Origin of the sequence: Serratia liquefaciens ATCC 27592, assembly GCF_000422085.1 — a bacterium.
In the GTDB taxonomy this organism is placed as follows: domain Bacteria; phylum Pseudomonadota; class Gammaproteobacteria; order Enterobacterales; family Enterobacteriaceae; genus Serratia; species Serratia liquefaciens.
The window spans coordinates 2,400,983-2,416,120 of sequence record NC_021741.1; the positions used below are offsets into that span (position 1 = coordinate 2,400,983).

Sequence of the window (15,138 nt, forward strand, 5' to 3'; positions counted from 1 at the left end):
CCTTAATTAATCCAGAAAATTGCCCAGAGCACGGAAGAAACCGTCAAAGTCGTCCCACGGGATCATATGTCCGGCATTTTCAACGTGCGCGAGAGTTATCTCTGGCTGCAATGCGCGGATCTCCGCCTCGTCTTCCTGCTGGATCACGCCGCCAAGGCCCGCGACCATCAGTAATGTCGGCATGCTCAACGCGGGATAATCGCGATGACTATCGACCTGATGGAAATCTTCATAGGCGCGTTGGATGGCCGGTTCATAGCAGGTGTGCAGCCATTCGGCACGCAGTTGGCGCTGCGATTCGCTCCAGCTGGGGCAGTAAGTGCGCATCTGTTCGGCGTTCATGCCCAACAGTGACTGACGGATCGAATCGACATACCAGGGCCACTTGCCCGGATATTCACGACGACCGGGGCCGGAAACTGGCGGGTCGATCAGCACCAGCCGTCGTACCCCTGCCGGATGGAGCGCGGCAGCGCGTAAGGCAAAGCGCGCCCCCATTGAATGACCGAGCAGGGCGTAGTTTTCCAATTGCAAAGCGCAAGCGAAAGAGGTTATGTCCTGGGCACAGGTTTCGGCGTCATAAGCCAGGTCCGGCCCGCTGGCGGATAGTCCGCGCCCGCGCACGTCCAGCACGTAGGTGTCGTACTTTTCAGCCAGTCGTTCGGCGACGAAGCCCCAGGTGATCGCCGGGCTGGTGATGCCGGGGATCAGGATCACCACCGGGCCTTGCCCGCCGTAGCGCAGATAGTGCTGGCGAATGCCGTTGGCCTGCACGTTGGCGCCATACAGAAAGTGGCTCATGCGGCGTTCTCCGATTTCAGCGCTTGCGCGTACAGGTCATAGCCGTAAACCCAGGCGGGATCTTCCTGCGTGCGCAGGAATGTATTGGCATTGGATACCGCCTGCACGCGAGAAGCCCGCTCTTTGCGGTTGGCTTCATACAGTTGGAAAGCGGTGCGGTAGTCGGTCAGCCCGGTTTCCTGCAGACAACGCGCCAGCATGGCGGCGTCTTCGATCGCCATGGCTGCGCCCTGAGCCATGTGCGGCTTCATCGGGTGGCAGGCATCGCCGAGCAGTACCATGCGGCCTTCGCTCCACAACGGCAGCGGTTTACGGTTCAGCAACGGCCATTTGGTGACCTGTTCGCTGGACTCGATCAATGCCTGCACAATCGGGTGATAACCGGCGAAGGTTTCGTACATTTCCTCGCGGCTGCTGTCGATAAAGCTGCCCTGGAAATCCCATGCCGGGTGCGGCACGCCGCTGACGTAGTAGTATTCGTCGCGCTTTTGGGTGGTGTAATAGACCATCAAGTGACGATCCGCCGACCACCATTTAACGCAGTCTTCAAAACTCAGGTTGTATTTGGCCAGTTTGTCGCCGCGGATCAACGCCCGGTGCGCCACCCAACCACTGTAGGTTGGGGCTTCAGTGCCCAGCAGGTGTTCGCGAATGCGGGAATTGATGCCGTCGGCGCCAATCACGATGTCTGCACTGGCCTGAGTACCGTCGGCAAAATTCAGCACCACATGGTTTTCGCGCTCTTCAATCTTGCTCAGGTGCTTGCCAAAATGCACGCTGCCCGGTTGCAGTGCCGCCATCTGCAAGGCCTGCAGATCGCCGCGGTGTACCGTCACGTAAGCGGCACCGTATTCTTTGCGGGCAAATGCCCCCAGTTCGATGCGAGATAGATAATCACCCGTTTCGGCGTCGCGGCTGAACCAGAAGTCCGGGTGAGACGCCATTTGCTCCAAGGGCTGTTCAATGCCGAGACGGCGGAAAATCTTCAATACGTTTGGCCCCATATGGATACCGGCACCCAATCGTGAAAACACCGGACTCTGTTCGTACAGGTCGACGGTAAAGCCCGCTTTTTGCAGCAGACCGGCGGCGGCGGCGCCACCCAAACCGGCGCCGACTACGGCAATGCGTTGTTGTTTGCTCATCATTTTTCCCCTGACTGTTGGTTTTTTTACCTGCTATCCGCTGCGATAACGGATAATCGATTTATAGTGTATACGCTAAATAACGCAAAGTTGCACAAGTGTTAATTTTGACTTGGCTCACGCTAATTGGTTGCCAGTTTCTGTTAACCTTATGTTAATCACAGGATGGTAAGGGCTTAAAATAGGATTTGCTTATAGGTGTCTCGGGCTTCTTGCTTCCGGTGGGTTTTTAGTCTTAGATAATTAAAAGAGTGTATTCACTGTAATTTGTGCAAAATAACCTCGTTGACGCCGGGCGCGTCGACCCCTTTAGGCAAAACAGGAGATACCGCATGGCGGTCAATGATAGTCAGTTGGTTCAGCTGTTCGAGCAGGTGCTTACGCTGTCAAAGGTTGATGCTTCGCAAAGCGTGGCGATCCTGAAAAGTCACTATTCCGATGCGCGCACGGTACGCGCAGCTACCGATGCTGCACTGCGATTGGGCGCTAAGGTTTATACGGTGGAGTTGCCCTCGTTTAACCATCCGCGCGCCATGGGCAACGACATGACTGCTTATTGCGGTGATACGGCATTGACCGGCAACCATGCGGCTCAGCGCGCGCTGGAGGCCGCCGATCTGGTGGTCGACACCATGATGTTGCTGCACTCGCCGGAGCAGGAGCAAATCCTTAAGACCGGCACGCGTATTTTGCTGGCGGTCGAGCCGCCGGAGGTGTTGGCACGGATGTTGCCTAATGCGGAAGACAAAGCGCGAGTGTTGGCGGCGGCTGCCGTGCTGGAACAGGCAAAATTAATGCAGGTGAAATCTGTCGCCGGCAGCGATTTTCGCGCCCCGCTGGGGCAATACCCCACGGTAACCGAATACGGTTACGCCGACGAACCGGGACGTTGGGATCACTGGCCAAGCGGCTTCCTGTTCACCTGGCCGAATGAGGAACAGGCCGAAGGGGTACTGGTGCTGGATGTGGGCGATATCCTGCTGCCGTTCAAGAGCTATGCGCGGGAACGGATCACGCTGGAGATAGACAAGGGCTTTGTGACGCGTATTCACGGGGGGTTTGAGGCGGAATATCTTCGGGAGTACATGAAATATTTCAACGATCCGGAAGTGTACGGCATCTCGCACATCGGCTGGGGCTTACAGCCACGTGCACAGTGGACGGCGATGGGGCTGCACGACAAAAACGACGGGATGTGTATGGATGCACGTGCCTTCTATGGCAACTTCCTTTTTTCCACCGGGCCGAATACCGAAGTCGGTGGTACGCGTAAAACGCCGTGCCACATGGATATCGCGCTGCGCCATTGCGACATTAGCCTGGACGGCACGACGGTAGTGGCGGATGGCGAAGTGGTGGCTCCTGCGGCGTCCCGAGTAAGCCAGGGCTAACCTTGCTGCTAAACGCGGGGGTTTGTACTATTCTCGGTGGTTTCCATAGATGGTGAGAGTAACGCAATGACGCCCCCCGAATACCCGGCTGTAGAAAACGGCAAGACCGAAAATTATCATTTTACTGAACAAGTCGGGCACCTGCTTCGTAAGGTTTACCAGCGCCATGTGGCCATCTTTCAGCAGAACGTTGGCGATTCGCAGCTGACCGCGGTGCAGTTTATTACCCTGTGCGCGGTGCGTGACATGGGCCCGAGTTCGCTAACTGAGCTGGTGCAGGTGACGGCGGTCGATCAGGCCACCATTCGCGGCATTGTCGAGCGCCTCAAAGCGCGTGAACTGATCACCGTTATGCCGGATCCTGTCGACCGGCGCAAAGTGGTGGTCGGGCTGACTGATACCGGTGCCGATCTGTTGAGGGAAACGGTGCCGCATGCGGCGAAGATCACAGAATTAACCTTCGGCACGCTCAATCCGGCCGAACGTATAGCACTGATGTTCCTGCTCAATAAAATGCTGGAAGACCAGCCACCCGGCTGATTCGCCCCGCGCAACTGCTGTTGTCTGGTGAGTGCGGTGGCGGCGAGGTCACGGCCCACAATTCATACCCTATAGCTTTCAAGTTGCAGCCAGGCTGGCAGCTTGCTCACTCTCAAGTCAGTAACTGGGCTGGGCAAGTGCGGCAACGACGCAGCGGCGTGAAAGATGACGGGTATCACCAGAGCGCAGGCGGAGACGCGAGAATGGCGATATCTGAAGTGCAATCGCCCAGGGAAGGCGCGGTAAAAACGCTGACGGAGCATCCATTGATGCTGTCGGTAAATGGCGAAAATATTCATACCTGGGTGATGGCGGATACGCCTCTGTTATTGGTGTTACGCAACGATTTGGCGCTCAATGGCCCAAAGTACGGCTGCGGCCTCGGAGAGTGCGGCGCATGCACCGTATTGGTTGACGGCATTGCCGCACGCTCCTGCGTGATCCCGGCTCTGGGTGTGACCGGCCGTGAGGTCACCACGCTGGAAGGGCTGGGCGATCGCCAACATCTGCATCCGGTCCAGCGCGCTTTTATTGAGGAACAGGCGGCGCAGTGCGGTTATTGCCTGAACGGCATGATCATGACCACCAAAGCCCTGTTGGATCGAAATCCCTCGCCCAGTGACACAGAAATCCGTCAGGCACTGTCCGGCAATCTGTGTCGTTGCGGCACCCATATCGAAATCCTGCGTGCGGTTCAGCGCGCTATCACTCTGTATCGCAACGAGGAAACCTCGTCCCATGACTGATACCCACTCCTCATTGCCGAGTCAGGCGGAGCTAATGCAGCGCCAGGGCACATTGCTGATTGTCGATCAGATCCAACCGCCGCCAGGGCTGGTACCGAAAGGTCAGATGCCGAGCCTGAAACCCAAAGAACAAGGGTTGTTCATTGCCATTTGCGACAGCGGTGAGGTTTATGCCTTCAACGGCCATGTCGATCTGGGCACTGGCGTGCGCACCGCATTAGGTCAGATTGTCGCCGAAGAGCTTTACCTGCGCATGGATCAGGTGCGCATGGTGCTGGGCGACACTGAAAGCACGCCGAATCAGGGGGCGACTATCGCCAGTGCCACCCTGCAGATTTCGGCGGTGCCCCTGCGTAATGCCGCCGCCGAAGCGCGCCGCTGGTTGCTGCAGCAGGCGGCACAACGTTTTGACTTCAGAGTAGAGCAACTGACGCTGGACGACGGCATCGTTGTTAGCCCTGACGGGCAAAGGCTGAGCTATGGCGAACTGGTGGCTGGTGTACATATTGCATTAACGATAAGCGGTGATGCACCGCTTAAGCCGCAGGCCGAGTACCGTTTGGTGGGTACCAGCACCTCACGTGTCGATATCCCGGCCAAGGCCACAGGCGAATCCACCTATGTGCACGATATGCGGCTGCCGAACATGTTACACGGGCGGGTGGTGCGACCGCCCTATGCGGGCTACGACAGCGGTGAGTTTGTCGGCACCAGCCTGCTGGCAGTGGACGAACGATCGATTGCCCATATTCCCGGCATCGTCAAGCTGGTGGTGATAGAAGACTTTATCGGCATTGTTGCCGAGCGCGAGGAGCAGGCGATCAAGGCGGCACAGGCGCTGCAGGTGAGCTGGAAAGACTGGCGGCGTAACCTGCCGCAGATGACCGATGTGGCTCAGGCGCTGCGCGATAATCCCCATTCGACGCGGGTGGTGCATGATACCGGCAACGTGGATACAGCATTGGCTGCCGCCGACCGACGCTTTACCCGCAGTTATCTTTGGCCATATCAACTGCATGCGTCGATTGGCCCGTCCTGCGCATTGGCAGATTACCAACCACAGCAACTGCGGGTGTGGTCGGGCAGCCAGAACCCGCACTTGTTGCGCGCCGATCTTGCCTGGCTGCTGGAGTACCCGGAAAATCAGATTGAAATCATCCGCATGGAGGCAGCCGGCTGTTATGGTCGTAACTGCGCCGATGATGTCTGTGCGGATGCGGCGCTGCTGTCGCGAGCGGTAGGCCGTCCGGTACGGGTGCAGCTAACCCGTGAGCAGGAACATCTGTGGGAACCGAAGGGCACTGCGCAACTGATGGAGGTTGACGGTGGGTTGGACGCCGCCGGTGATCCGGTCGCCTATGATTTTCGCACCTATTATCCTTCCAACGGTGCGCCCACCCTGGCGCTGTTGCTGACCGGAAGGGTGGAGCCGGTGCCGGTGGCTTATGAGATGGGGGATCGCACTTCGGTACCGCCCTATGAATATCCGGCGTTGCGCGTCAGCATTGAGGATATGGCACCGATTGTCCGCGCTTCCTGGATGCGGGGCGTATCGGCACTGCCGAATACCTTCGCGCACGAGTCCTATATTGACGAACTGGCTATCGCCGCCGGCGTCGATCCGCTTGAATATCGACTGCGTTATATCAAGGATCAACGTGCCACCGAACTGATGCGCAGTACCGCCGAACGTGCCGGCTGGACGCCGCATACCGAACCTATGCAAACCCCGGCGGAAGACGGCGTACTGCGTGGACGAGGCTTTGCCTATGCGCGTTATATTCACAGTAAGTTTCCCGGTTTCGGTGCCGCGTGGGCCGCCTGGGTCGCCGACGTTGCTATCGACAAAGTCAGCGGCGAAGTGGCGGTCACGCGGATTGTGGTCGGGCACGACGCCGGCATGATGGTCAATCCGGACGGCGTACGTCACCAGATCCACGGCAACGTTATCCAGTCGACCAGTCGGGTACTAAAAGAGCGAGTGACCTTCGAAGAATCCACGATCTCCAGCAAAGAGTGGGGTGCTTACCCGATCCTGACTTTCCCGGAGGTGCCGGAGGTGGATGTCGTGATGATGCCACGCCCTTACGATCCGCCATTGGGGGCCGGTGAGTCTGCCTCGGTGCCCAGCGCGGCAGCCATCGCCAATGCGGTGTTTGACGCCACCGGTATTCGGTTTCGCGAGTTGCCGATTACCTCTGATCGACTGCGCGAGGCGTTGAACGGTCCGGATAGTCAGCGGCAGCCGTCAACGCAGCCAGTCAAAACCAAACGCAGTAAATGGTGGTTTGGTGGCGTGGCTGGGATTTTAGGGGCCGCGCTGGGTGTCGTGACGACGGCACTGCCATGGCGTGCCGAAATTGCGCCGGTGGCTACCCCTGGCTCAGGTACCTGGTCTGCCGCGACCCTGGAAAGGGGGCGTCAGTTGGCCGCTGCCGGGGATTGCGCGGTATGCCATACCGCCTCAGAAGGGCTAACCAATGCCGGGGGGCGGGCGATGGAAACTCCGTTTGGAACCCTGTACAGCACCAATATCACCCCAGATGTGGAAACCGGTATCGGCAACTGGTCGTTTACCGCGTTCGACCGGGCGATGCGTCAGGGCATCAGCCGCGATGGCAGGCATTTGTATCCGGCATTTCCCTATACGGCGTTCAGTAAGATGACCGAGGGTGACATGCAAGCGCTGTATGCCTATATGATGTCGCAACCGGCGGTGGTGCAAAGTACCCCGGCTAATCAGATGCGTTTCCCGTTCAATGTGCGCCCGTTAATGGCCGGCTGGAATGCGCTGTTTCTCCGCCAGGGCGAATTTCAGTCAAATCCCGCGCAAAGCGCGCAGTGGAACCGTGGCGCTTATCTGGTTAACGGGTTGGGCCATTGTGCCGCCTGCCATTCCCCGCGCAATCTAATGGGCGCTGAAAAGGGCGGCCGCAGCTTTTTGGCGGGGGCGATGGTGGATGGCTGGGAAGCGCCGGCATTAAACCAATTGGTCAATGCGGACAAATCCTGGACCGAAGAGCAGCTATTCCAGTATTTGCGTAGCGGTCATTCTGCCGAGCACGGCGTCGCGGCCGGCCCGATGGGGCCGGTGGTCGGCGAACTGGCCACACTGCCGGAAACCGACGTTCGAGCGATGGCCAATTACCTGATTTCATTGAGCAACCCGACCGGATTGAACCTGGAACCGCAGGCCAAACCGGCTGCCACTCTTTCGACCGCCGTAGGGCAATTGGGTGGAGAACGTCTGTTTCAGGGCGCTTGCCAAGCCTGTCACAGCGCCGCCAGCGGCGGGCCGCAGCTGTTTGGCGTCAGCCCGGACTTGGCGAACAACACCAATATATTCAGCGAGCGGCCGGATAACCTGATTAACGTGATTTTGCAGGGAATTTCCAAACCGGCTACCGCTGATTTGGGCTTTATGCCTGGATTCAAAGACAGTTTTTCCGATCGTCAAGTGGCTGATCTGGTGAATTATCTACGGCAGCATTATGCCGGGGACAAACCGGCATGGCGCGATGTCGAAACGCAGGTTGCCAGGCTACGTGCCAATCCGGGCAGCCATTAACTGTCGTTAAAAAACGGCGCTATTGCGGTTGCAGGAAAGCGATAAGCCGCTGCGCCGGTAGCGGTAACTGGGCCAACTGACGCACTACGATAGACAGCTGGCGTGTGGCCCAGGTATCGTCCAGCGCAAGAATTCTGACTTGCATGCCCGGCCATTGCCGGGCGATCTCCTCCGGTACCACGGCGATACCGGCACCACGCGTCACCATCCGACACACCACTTCAAAGCTTCCTGCACGGGCGCGTAAACGCATTGGGCCGCCGTTGCGTAGGGCGTGTTGCGCCAAATGTTGCTGCAGCGCGCTGTCGTCGCTTAAGCCAATAAAGTCATATGCCAGCGTTTCGCTAAAACTGACGCTGGCGCGGCCGGCTAACGGATGATCGACCGGTAGCGCCAGCACCAGGCGATCCTGGCGGAACGGGTAGCTTTCCAGCCCGCGCAGGTCGGCGTGGTTGGCGACAATGCCGATATCCGCAGTTTGATCGAGGATCGACTGGCTGATCGCCGTGCTGGGCAACTCTTCCAACACAATGTCCGTCTGTGGGTTAAGCAGCAGATAGTCTGCCAGCAACTCCGGAAGAAAAGCGCTGGCGGCGACGGTATTGGCCAGAATACGCAAATGTCAGGCGTTGCCCGGGGAAAACTCTGCCATATCCCCCCGTAGCCGTTCGCTTTGCTGTAACAACAGACGAGCATGGCCCAACAGGCGTTCACCGGCCTGAGTGGTTTGTACTCCCCGCGCGCCGCGGGCCAAAAGCTGAATACCAGCCTGTTGCTCCAATCCGCGAATGCGGGCACTGGCCGATGCCAGCGACAGGCAGGCACGATCGGCCCCGGCGGTGATGCTGCCCGCCTCAGCCACGGCGATAAACAGCCGCAGGTCGGTAAAATCGAAATGCATCGGCTTCTCCTACGTATTTGCCTCAGGCTGGCTCAGTGATTGCCGCATTGTGCGGCAGGCAAGGGCTGCGGACAATCCATGCACCAAGGGATAATGAGGAAGGATAGACCTATGACGTTGACGCTACCTGAAATTTTAGCCCTGCTGGGCATCTTTATGCTGGCGGGCACGGTAAAGGGAGTGATTGGCCTGGGGCTGCCGACGGTGTCTATGGGGTTACTCAGCCTGCTGATGTCTCCGGCACAGGCTGCGGCGCTGTTGCTGGTGCCGTCGCTGGTGACCAACTTCTGGCAGCTGTTCACCGGGCCGGACGTCCGTGCACTTTGCCGCAGGTTGTGGCCGATGATGCTCTGTGTCGCCATGGGCACAATGCTGACCACGGGCACCTTGACCACCGGTCAAAACCGGTTGGCACCGATAGCGTTGGGGGTCTGTTTGGTCGTTTACGCGCTGTTGGGTTTTAGCCGTTTTCAGTGGCGGCTTTCATCCACGGCTGAGCGTAGGTTGGGCCCTCTATGCGGTGTACTTACCGGGCTGATTACCGGTGCTACCGGGGTATTCGTGATCCCGGTGGTTCCTTATTTAAATGCATTGGGATTGGCGCGTGACGATCTGGTGCAGGCGTTGGGGCTGTCATTCACCGTTTCGACGTTGGCATTAGCCGCCGGCCTGGCATGGCAACATGCATTGCCGGGCGCGTTGCTAGGCACCTCATTATTGGCATTGCTTCCTGCGCTGGTGGGGATGTGGTTGGGGAGTGTGCTGCGCCGGCATTGTCGCCCTGCGGTATTTCGTCGCTGTTTTTTTATCGGCCTGTTAGTTTTAGGAATTGAAATAGTGTGGAATGGCATTAATTAAATGCGAGTAAATAATATTTCACGCAGTTGCGAAGTAATTGGTTTGTATTAGAGGTTGAATTAAGTATTCCGCATAATTCATTCTATTTAGTTAACTTGACTCTATCGGCGGAAATGGTTTTATATATTGACATGGCGGCGACGTGTATTTATATCTATATCTTCCTTGCGTTCTTCAAAGAGGGAGGGCGAAAACAATTTCGACAGCTTTTATCATTGTACTCTTTGTCATTGCGCTATCCCATAATCTGTTTTTATTGTGGGGCTTATCCAATATGTCGGCCTGATGAGGAACAGTAACCCTGATGCAATGGCTAAATGGATGATTTGTTTTTCATTGTCGCCAGAGATAATTATATTGATGAAAAAATTATATAATTCAGCGCGAGGATGAGTCCGCAAATGGAAGCGTCGCGGTCAGTAAGATAATTATCTTTCCAAGATCCCGATAAAGGTGTAACCCCCATGTCAGAACGTTCTCCCCAGATTTATCGTGAGGGTTATTTCGCTGCGCAGGTCAATAAAGCGGAGGGTGAGGTAATTATTCCTGCCAGCCTCAGTCTGACCGCCTACGCCTGGGCCAGCATCTTGCTGGTGTTGGCTATCGGGCTATTTCTGATCCTGGGTGAATATACCCGTAAAGCGCGTTTGGACGGTGTGGTGATGCCATCCAGCGGCTTGATCAAGGTAGTTGCCCGCAGCGCCGGACAGGTTACAGAACGTTTAGTGACGGAGGGGGCGACCGTCAAAGCCGGCCAGGCACTTTATCGGCTCAGCGGCGAATATTTCAATGGTCAGGGTATCGCGACGCTGGCGTCGGTTTCCGACTCGTTAAAACGGCAATATCACATGCTGGAGCGCCAACGCGCACAAGAACTGGCCACTCGAATTTTACAGCAAACCGGTGTGCGCCAGCGCATGACGCAACTTCAGGATGAACTGGCCAGCGCAGAGGCGGCAATGGTGGAGGTAAAGCAACAGGCGGAATTATCGCATTCGCTGATGGCGCGCTACCGCAAGCTGATCGGCAAAGGTTACGTTTCCGAACTTGAGTTTCAGCAGCAGAAAATGACGTTGTCGACGGCGCGGGAAAAAGTAGAAATGCAGCGTCAGGCGCAGTTGCGGTTAAAGCGTGAGCTTGCCGCGGCGGCCTCGGAACTGCGGACGCTGGCGCAACATCAACAAGGGCGTGACGCCGAACTTGAACGCCAGTTGCAGGGCATCAGGCAACAGGAAATAGAACTGGTTGCCCAGCGTGACCACACGCTCACTGCGCCGGTAGACGGGCATGTCGTAGTAGTGCTGGCCCGGGCGGGGCAGACGGTCAAGCAAAACGATCCTTTGCTGATGATGGTCGCTGACGGTGCCGAGCTGCAGGTTGAACTCTTTGCGCCCAGCAAAGCGGTGGGCTTTATCAAACCTCACCAACGGGTCGGGTTGCGCTTTGCCTCCTTCCCCTATGAAAAGTTTGGCGTGCAGTATGGCGCCACCCGCGCCATCACCGATGCCAGCCTGAGCGCCAATGACGTCATGCAGCAAAACCCGATGACCTGGAAGGAAAACGAAGGGCATTACCGCGTTATCGTTGCGCTGGAGAAAACCACCATTACCGCCTATGGTCGCCAGGAACCATTGCGCGTCGGGATGACCGTGTCCGCAGACGTGGAGTTGGATCGCCGCCGCCTGTACGAGTGGCTGCTGGAGCCGTTATGGAGTCTGCAAGGAAGGATATAAACATGGACGTTACAGAAGGGCTCAACTGGGGCTGGCGAAAGCGCCTGCCGTTGATACGCCAAACGGAGTCCGCAGAATGCGGCGTGGCGTGCCTGGCGATGATTGCCGGTTGGTATGGGCATCGCATAGATCTGCCTACGCTGCGTGCGCAGTTTAAAGTTTCTCAGCTCGGCATGACCTTCTCGCAGCTGATTGCCTGCGCCGAACGGCTGCACCTGAGCGGCCGAGCGGTGCAGCTGGAGCTTGAAGAGCTACACCTGTTGTCGCTGCCCTGCATTTTGTACTGGGACATGAATCATTTTACCGTGCTCAAGCGGGTGCGAGGGCAAACTCTGGAGTTGCATGATCCTGCGCGGGGCCTGGTTAAAATGAGTCTGCAGGAGGCAAATCGTCACTTTACCGGCGTGGCGATGGAGTTGACGCCAACCCATCAGTTTGTCGTCAAAGATCAGATAAAAAAGATCCGCCTGCGGGAGCTGATCGGTAAGACCCAGGGGCTGAAGGCGGCCTTGGCCCGGATCTTCTGTTTCGCGTTGGCGCTGGAAGTGTTTGCGTTGATCGGCCCATTAATCAACCAACTGGTGATTGATGAGGTGCTGGTGGCGTTGGACGCCAGCTTATTGACGTTGATCGTCATTGCCATGCTGCTGATGGCCGCCACCCAGACGCTGCTGGAGCTGGCCCGCCAGTGGGCGACGCTCACCATGGCGGTCAACTTCAATATGCAGTGGACGGCGAATGTTTTTCACCACCTGTTGCGGCTGCCTATCAACTGGTTTGAATCGCGCAACATGGGCGATATCAGCGCGAAATTTGATGCCGTCGACACCATTCAGGACACCCTCACCACCACGCTGCTTGAAGCCTTTTTGGATGTGCTTTTGGTCCTTGGTACCTTGACCATGATGTTTTTCTACAGCGTGAAGTTAACCCTGGTCGCTTTGGCCGCCGCGATGGTGTATGGGCTGCTGCGCCTGTTTTGGTTCAGTACGTTGCGTAAAGCGGCGGATGACTCCTGGGTTGCCGGCACCCAGGAATCCAGTCATTTTCTTGAAAGCCTGCGCGGCGTGCTGAGCCTGCGGGTCAACGGGGCGCTTACGCCGCGGGAAACGGTTTGGCGTAACCTCAATGTCGCACGGCGCAATGCTGAACTGCGCGAAAGCAAGCTGATGATGGTTTACGGCATTATGCAAACCGTCATTGGCAGCCTGGTTGGGGCGGCGGTGCTGTGGCTGGGGGCAGGGGCGGTGTTGGCCGGGCAGTTTTCAGTCGGCATGCTGGTGGCCTACATGTCTTTTCAGGGCCGGTTTTCCGCCAGTATCAGCGGCCTGATCGACAAGGCCGTTGCCTACAAAATGCTGGATGTTTACAACCAACGGCTGGCGGATATCGTGCTGACGGCGAGTGAAGACGCAGCGGCGCAGGCGGCGGGCAACGCAACGCTGTTATTGTCCGCCAGCGCCTGGCCCCAAGATCGGCCGGCGCTGAGTTTGGAACAGGTCAGTTTTCACTATGCCGGCACCGAATCTGAAATCCTGTCGCAGGTCTCGCTGGACATTATGTCCGGTGAGGTAGTGGCACTGGTAGGGGCGTCCGGCAGCGGCAAAACCACATTGGCCAAACTGGTGTTGGGGCTGTATTCGCCCACGGCCGGCGTGATACGTACGCTGGGCATTGAGCATCGACAGGGGGATTATTCGCAGGTACGTCAGCATATCGGCGTAGTCTTGCAGGAGGATCAGCTGTTTCGCGGTTCTATCGCCGAGAACCTGTCATTTTTCACGCCACGGGTTGATCAGGAAAAGCTCGTTGAATGCGCGCGGCTGGCGCAGCTGGATCAGGATATCGATAACCTGCCGATGGGTTACCAGACGTTAATCGGTGAAATGGGAGGCACCCTGTCTGCCGGGCAAAAACAGCGCTTGTTGTTGGCGCGGGCGCTTTACAAAAAACCACGGCTGTTGATCCTGGATGAGGCGACCAGCCATTTGGACGTGAATAATGAAATGTTGATTAGCCATACCCTGCGCCAGCTTGGCCTGCCGATTTTACTGATTGCCCATCGCCCGGAAACCATCGCCTCGGCGGATCGGGTCGTCGAACTGGCGGCCGGGCGTCTTCACCGGCGCAAAGGGTGAATCAACCCTCTTCGACTCGAAGAGGGGGCGGATCAGGCCAGCGGCCCACCCAGAATCGTTTCTTTCATGCCTGAAAGAATGCGTTCACCGGTTTCGGTTTTCAGCTCCTCGTACCAACTGCGGGTGACGTCCATCTCTTTGCCGTGTGTGACATCACAGCGCTTACGTGCCTTCAGCACCAAATCTTTCACCCGATAGCTGCGTTTTTCCTGATAGCGCAGCAACGCATCTTCAATACCCAGTGAATTGGTCTGCAAAGCGATCGCCAGCACCACCGCGTCCTCCATTGCCGCGCAGCCGCCCTGACCGATGTCCGGAGTGGTGCTGTGCCCGGCATCGCCCAGTAAGGCTACGCGGCCCCGCACCAATTGTTCGAAAGGTTCGATATCGTGGATCTCAATGCGGTTGACGCTTTCCGCATCAATTGCGGCAATCAGTTTCTGTACCGGTTCGGCCCAGCCGGTAAAGTAACGTTGCAGGTCGGCTCGCGCGGTGCTGCGGTCTTCCGTCAGCCCGGTCGGCAAGGGAACGTCGAAGAAAAAGTAGAAGCGGTTGCCGGAGACCGGCATCAGCGACACGCGCTTACCTTCGCCGACAAAGGTGGTCCACTGGTCGGCCGGCGCGATGGACTCATCAATGGTGACCAGCCCGTTCCAGTTGACGTATCCGGCATAGCGCCGATCCACGCCATGGCCCAGCACATAAGGGCGAATAGCAGAATGGGTGCCGTCGGCGGCGATCAGAAAATCTCCGCTGGCCTGGCTGCCGTCTTCAAACCAGGCGGTAACGCCCTGTGGGGTTTCTTCAATACCGCTAACCCGTTTGCCGAAGCGTACCTGGTCGCGGCCGTAGGTGTCCAGCAACATGGCCTGCAGCTCGGCGCGCGCTACCGGGTAAGGGCGTTCGCCGACGCTGGTGATTAACGGATCCAGACTAAAACGCGTCAGCGTTTGTCCGTGCAGGTATTCCTGATAGGCCATGAAATGCATCGGCCCCCCGAGCGCCCGCAGTTGTTCTTTCATCCCCAGATAGTTGAGGCATTTGACGCCGTTAGGCCAGATCGAGATTGCTGCGCCAACCGGTTTGATCGCTTTGACCGCTTCAAAAACCTCGGTCTCGATACCGCAACGCTGCAATGCGATGGCGCTACACAGCCCACCGATACCACCGCCAATGATGATTGCTTTCATGTTTTTCTCCTCCATAGCCACGATGGGGAGAAGCAATTTCCGTACCAGTCAACCAATACCGCTGCCGTCAACGTGGCCGTAGCACCTCAGGGGCGTTTCTGATGCAATTTGGTGCAATCCATGAGCG

Annotated in this window: 12 protein-coding genes; 7 read left to right on the forward strand and 5 right to left on the reverse strand. The window is 57.5% G+C overall.

All coding sequences use genetic code 11. The annotated features are described in order from the left end of the window. Positions 1-6: 6 nt before the first annotated feature. Entirely contained in the window at positions 7-801 is a 795-nt protein-coding gene (locus tag M495_RS11295) for an alpha/beta fold hydrolase (protein ID WP_020826784.1), read from the reverse strand. Beyond that, complete coding sequence (locus M495_RS11300) at positions 798-1,949, reverse strand: FAD-dependent monooxygenase (protein ID WP_041414542.1); 1,152 nt, start codon at positions 1,947-1,949, stop codon at positions 798-800. The genes M495_RS11295 and M495_RS11300 overlap by 4 nt, the downstream gene beginning before the upstream one ends. A gap of 329 nt (positions 1,950-2,278) precedes the next feature. Between M495_RS11300 and M495_RS11305 the strand changes: the two genes are divergently transcribed. The 4 genes from M495_RS11305 to M495_RS11320 all read left to right on the forward strand — a co-directional run bounded on the left by M495_RS11305 (position 2,279) and on the right by M495_RS11320 (position 8,191). Then, entirely contained in the window at positions 2,279-3,337 is a 1,059-nt protein-coding gene (locus M495_RS11305) for a 2,5-dihydroxypyridine 5,6-dioxygenase (RefSeq protein ID WP_020826786.1), read from the forward strand. A gap of 66 nt (positions 3,338-3,403) precedes the next feature. Further along, positions 3,404-3,877, forward strand: coding sequence for a MarR family winged helix-turn-helix transcriptional regulator (locus M495_RS11310; RefSeq protein ID WP_020826787.1), 474 nt, complete (start codon positions 3,404-3,406; stop codon positions 3,875-3,877). Positions 3,878-4,080: 203 nt separating this feature from the next. Beyond that, positions 4,081-4,623 carry a (2Fe-2S)-binding protein gene (locus M495_RS11315; protein WP_020826788.1) on the forward strand — a complete coding sequence of 181 codons (543 nt, stop codon included), beginning with the start codon at positions 4,081-4,083 and terminating at the stop codon, positions 4,621-4,623. Then, positions 4,616-8,191, forward strand: coding sequence for a molybdopterin cofactor-binding domain-containing protein (locus tag M495_RS11320; RefSeq protein ID WP_041414544.1), 3,576 nt, complete (start codon positions 4,616-4,618; stop codon positions 8,189-8,191). Before M495_RS11315 ends, M495_RS11320 begins: the two co-directional genes overlap by 8 nt. Positions 8,192-8,210: 19 nt before the next feature. On the opposite strand, the gene M495_RS11325 is transcribed toward M495_RS11320, so the two are convergent. Beyond that, positions 8,211-8,810, reverse strand: coding sequence for a LysR substrate-binding domain-containing protein (locus M495_RS11325; protein ID WP_020826790.1), 600 nt, complete (start codon positions 8,808-8,810; stop codon positions 8,211-8,213). Between the two features lie 3 nt (positions 8,811-8,813). After that, on the reverse strand, positions 8,814-9,092 hold the full coding sequence (locus M495_RS26020; RefSeq protein ID WP_020826791.1) for a LysR family transcriptional regulator: 279 nt from the start codon (positions 9,090-9,092) through the stop codon (positions 8,814-8,816). Positions 9,093-9,203: 111 nt separating this feature from the next. Between M495_RS26020 and M495_RS11330 the strand changes: the two genes are divergently transcribed. The 3 genes from M495_RS11330 (at position 9,204) to M495_RS11340 (ending at position 13,821) form a co-directional block, all read left to right on the forward strand. Continuing rightward, positions 9,204-9,950, forward strand: a complete 747-nt coding sequence (locus tag M495_RS11330; RefSeq protein ID WP_020826792.1) for a sulfite exporter TauE/SafE family protein — start codon at positions 9,204-9,206, stop codon at positions 9,948-9,950. A 464-nt stretch (positions 9,951-10,414) separates the two neighbouring features. Then, entirely contained in the window at positions 10,415-11,683 is a 1,269-nt protein-coding gene (locus M495_RS11335; protein WP_020826793.1) for an HlyD family secretion protein, read from the forward strand. A 2-nt stretch (positions 11,684-11,685) separates the two neighbouring features. Further along, entirely contained in the window at positions 11,686-13,821 is a 2,136-nt protein-coding gene (locus M495_RS11340; protein WP_020826794.1) for a peptidase domain-containing ABC transporter, read from the forward strand. 32 nt (positions 13,822-13,853) lie between these two features. Here the strand turns inward: M495_RS11340 and hpxO are convergent, their stop codons facing one another. Continuing rightward, on the reverse strand, positions 13,854-15,011 hold the full coding sequence (gene hpxO, locus M495_RS11345; RefSeq protein WP_020826795.1) for an FAD-dependent urate hydroxylase HpxO: 1,158 nt from the start codon (positions 15,009-15,011) through the stop codon (positions 13,854-13,856). Between the last annotated feature and the right edge of the window lie 127 nt (positions 15,012-15,138).

What these genes read in the sequence shown, in the direction of transcription:
- M495_RS11295 (WP_020826784.1), bottom strand. Translation starts at nt 801, where the DNA reads ATGAGCCACTTTCTGTATGGCGCCAACGTGCAGGCCAACGGCATTCGC.
- M495_RS11300 (WP_041414542.1), bottom strand. Translation starts at nt 1,949, where the DNA reads ATGATGAGCAAACAACAACGCATTGCCGTAGTCGGCGCCGGTTTGGGT.
- M495_RS11305 (WP_020826786.1), top strand. Translation starts at nt 2,279, where the DNA reads ATGGCGGTCAATGATAGTCAGTTGGTTCAGCTGTTCGAGCAGGTGCTT.
- M495_RS11310 (WP_020826787.1), top strand. Translation starts at nt 3,404, where the DNA reads ATGACGCCCCCCGAATACCCGGCTGTAGAAAACGGCAAGACCGAAAAT.
- M495_RS11315 (WP_020826788.1), top strand. Translation starts at nt 4,081, where the DNA reads ATGGCGATATCTGAAGTGCAATCGCCCAGGGAAGGCGCGGTAAAAACG.
- M495_RS11320 (WP_041414544.1), top strand. Translation starts at nt 4,616, where the DNA reads ATGACTGATACCCACTCCTCATTGCCGAGTCAGGCGGAGCTAATGCAG.
- M495_RS26020 (WP_020826791.1), bottom strand. Translation starts at nt 9,092, where the DNA reads ATGCATTTCGATTTTACCGACCTGCGGCTGTTTATCGCCGTGGCTGAG.
- M495_RS11330 (WP_020826792.1), top strand. Translation starts at nt 9,204, where the DNA reads ATGACGTTGACGCTACCTGAAATTTTAGCCCTGCTGGGCATCTTTATG.
- M495_RS11335 (WP_020826793.1), top strand. Translation starts at nt 10,415, where the DNA reads ATGTCAGAACGTTCTCCCCAGATTTATCGTGAGGGTTATTTCGCTGCG.
- M495_RS11340 (WP_020826794.1), top strand. Translation starts at nt 11,686, where the DNA reads ATGGACGTTACAGAAGGGCTCAACTGGGGCTGGCGAAAGCGCCTGCCG.
- hpxO (WP_020826795.1), bottom strand. Translation starts at nt 15,011, where the DNA reads ATGAAAGCAATCATCATTGGCGGTGGTATCGGTGGGCTGTGTAGCGCC.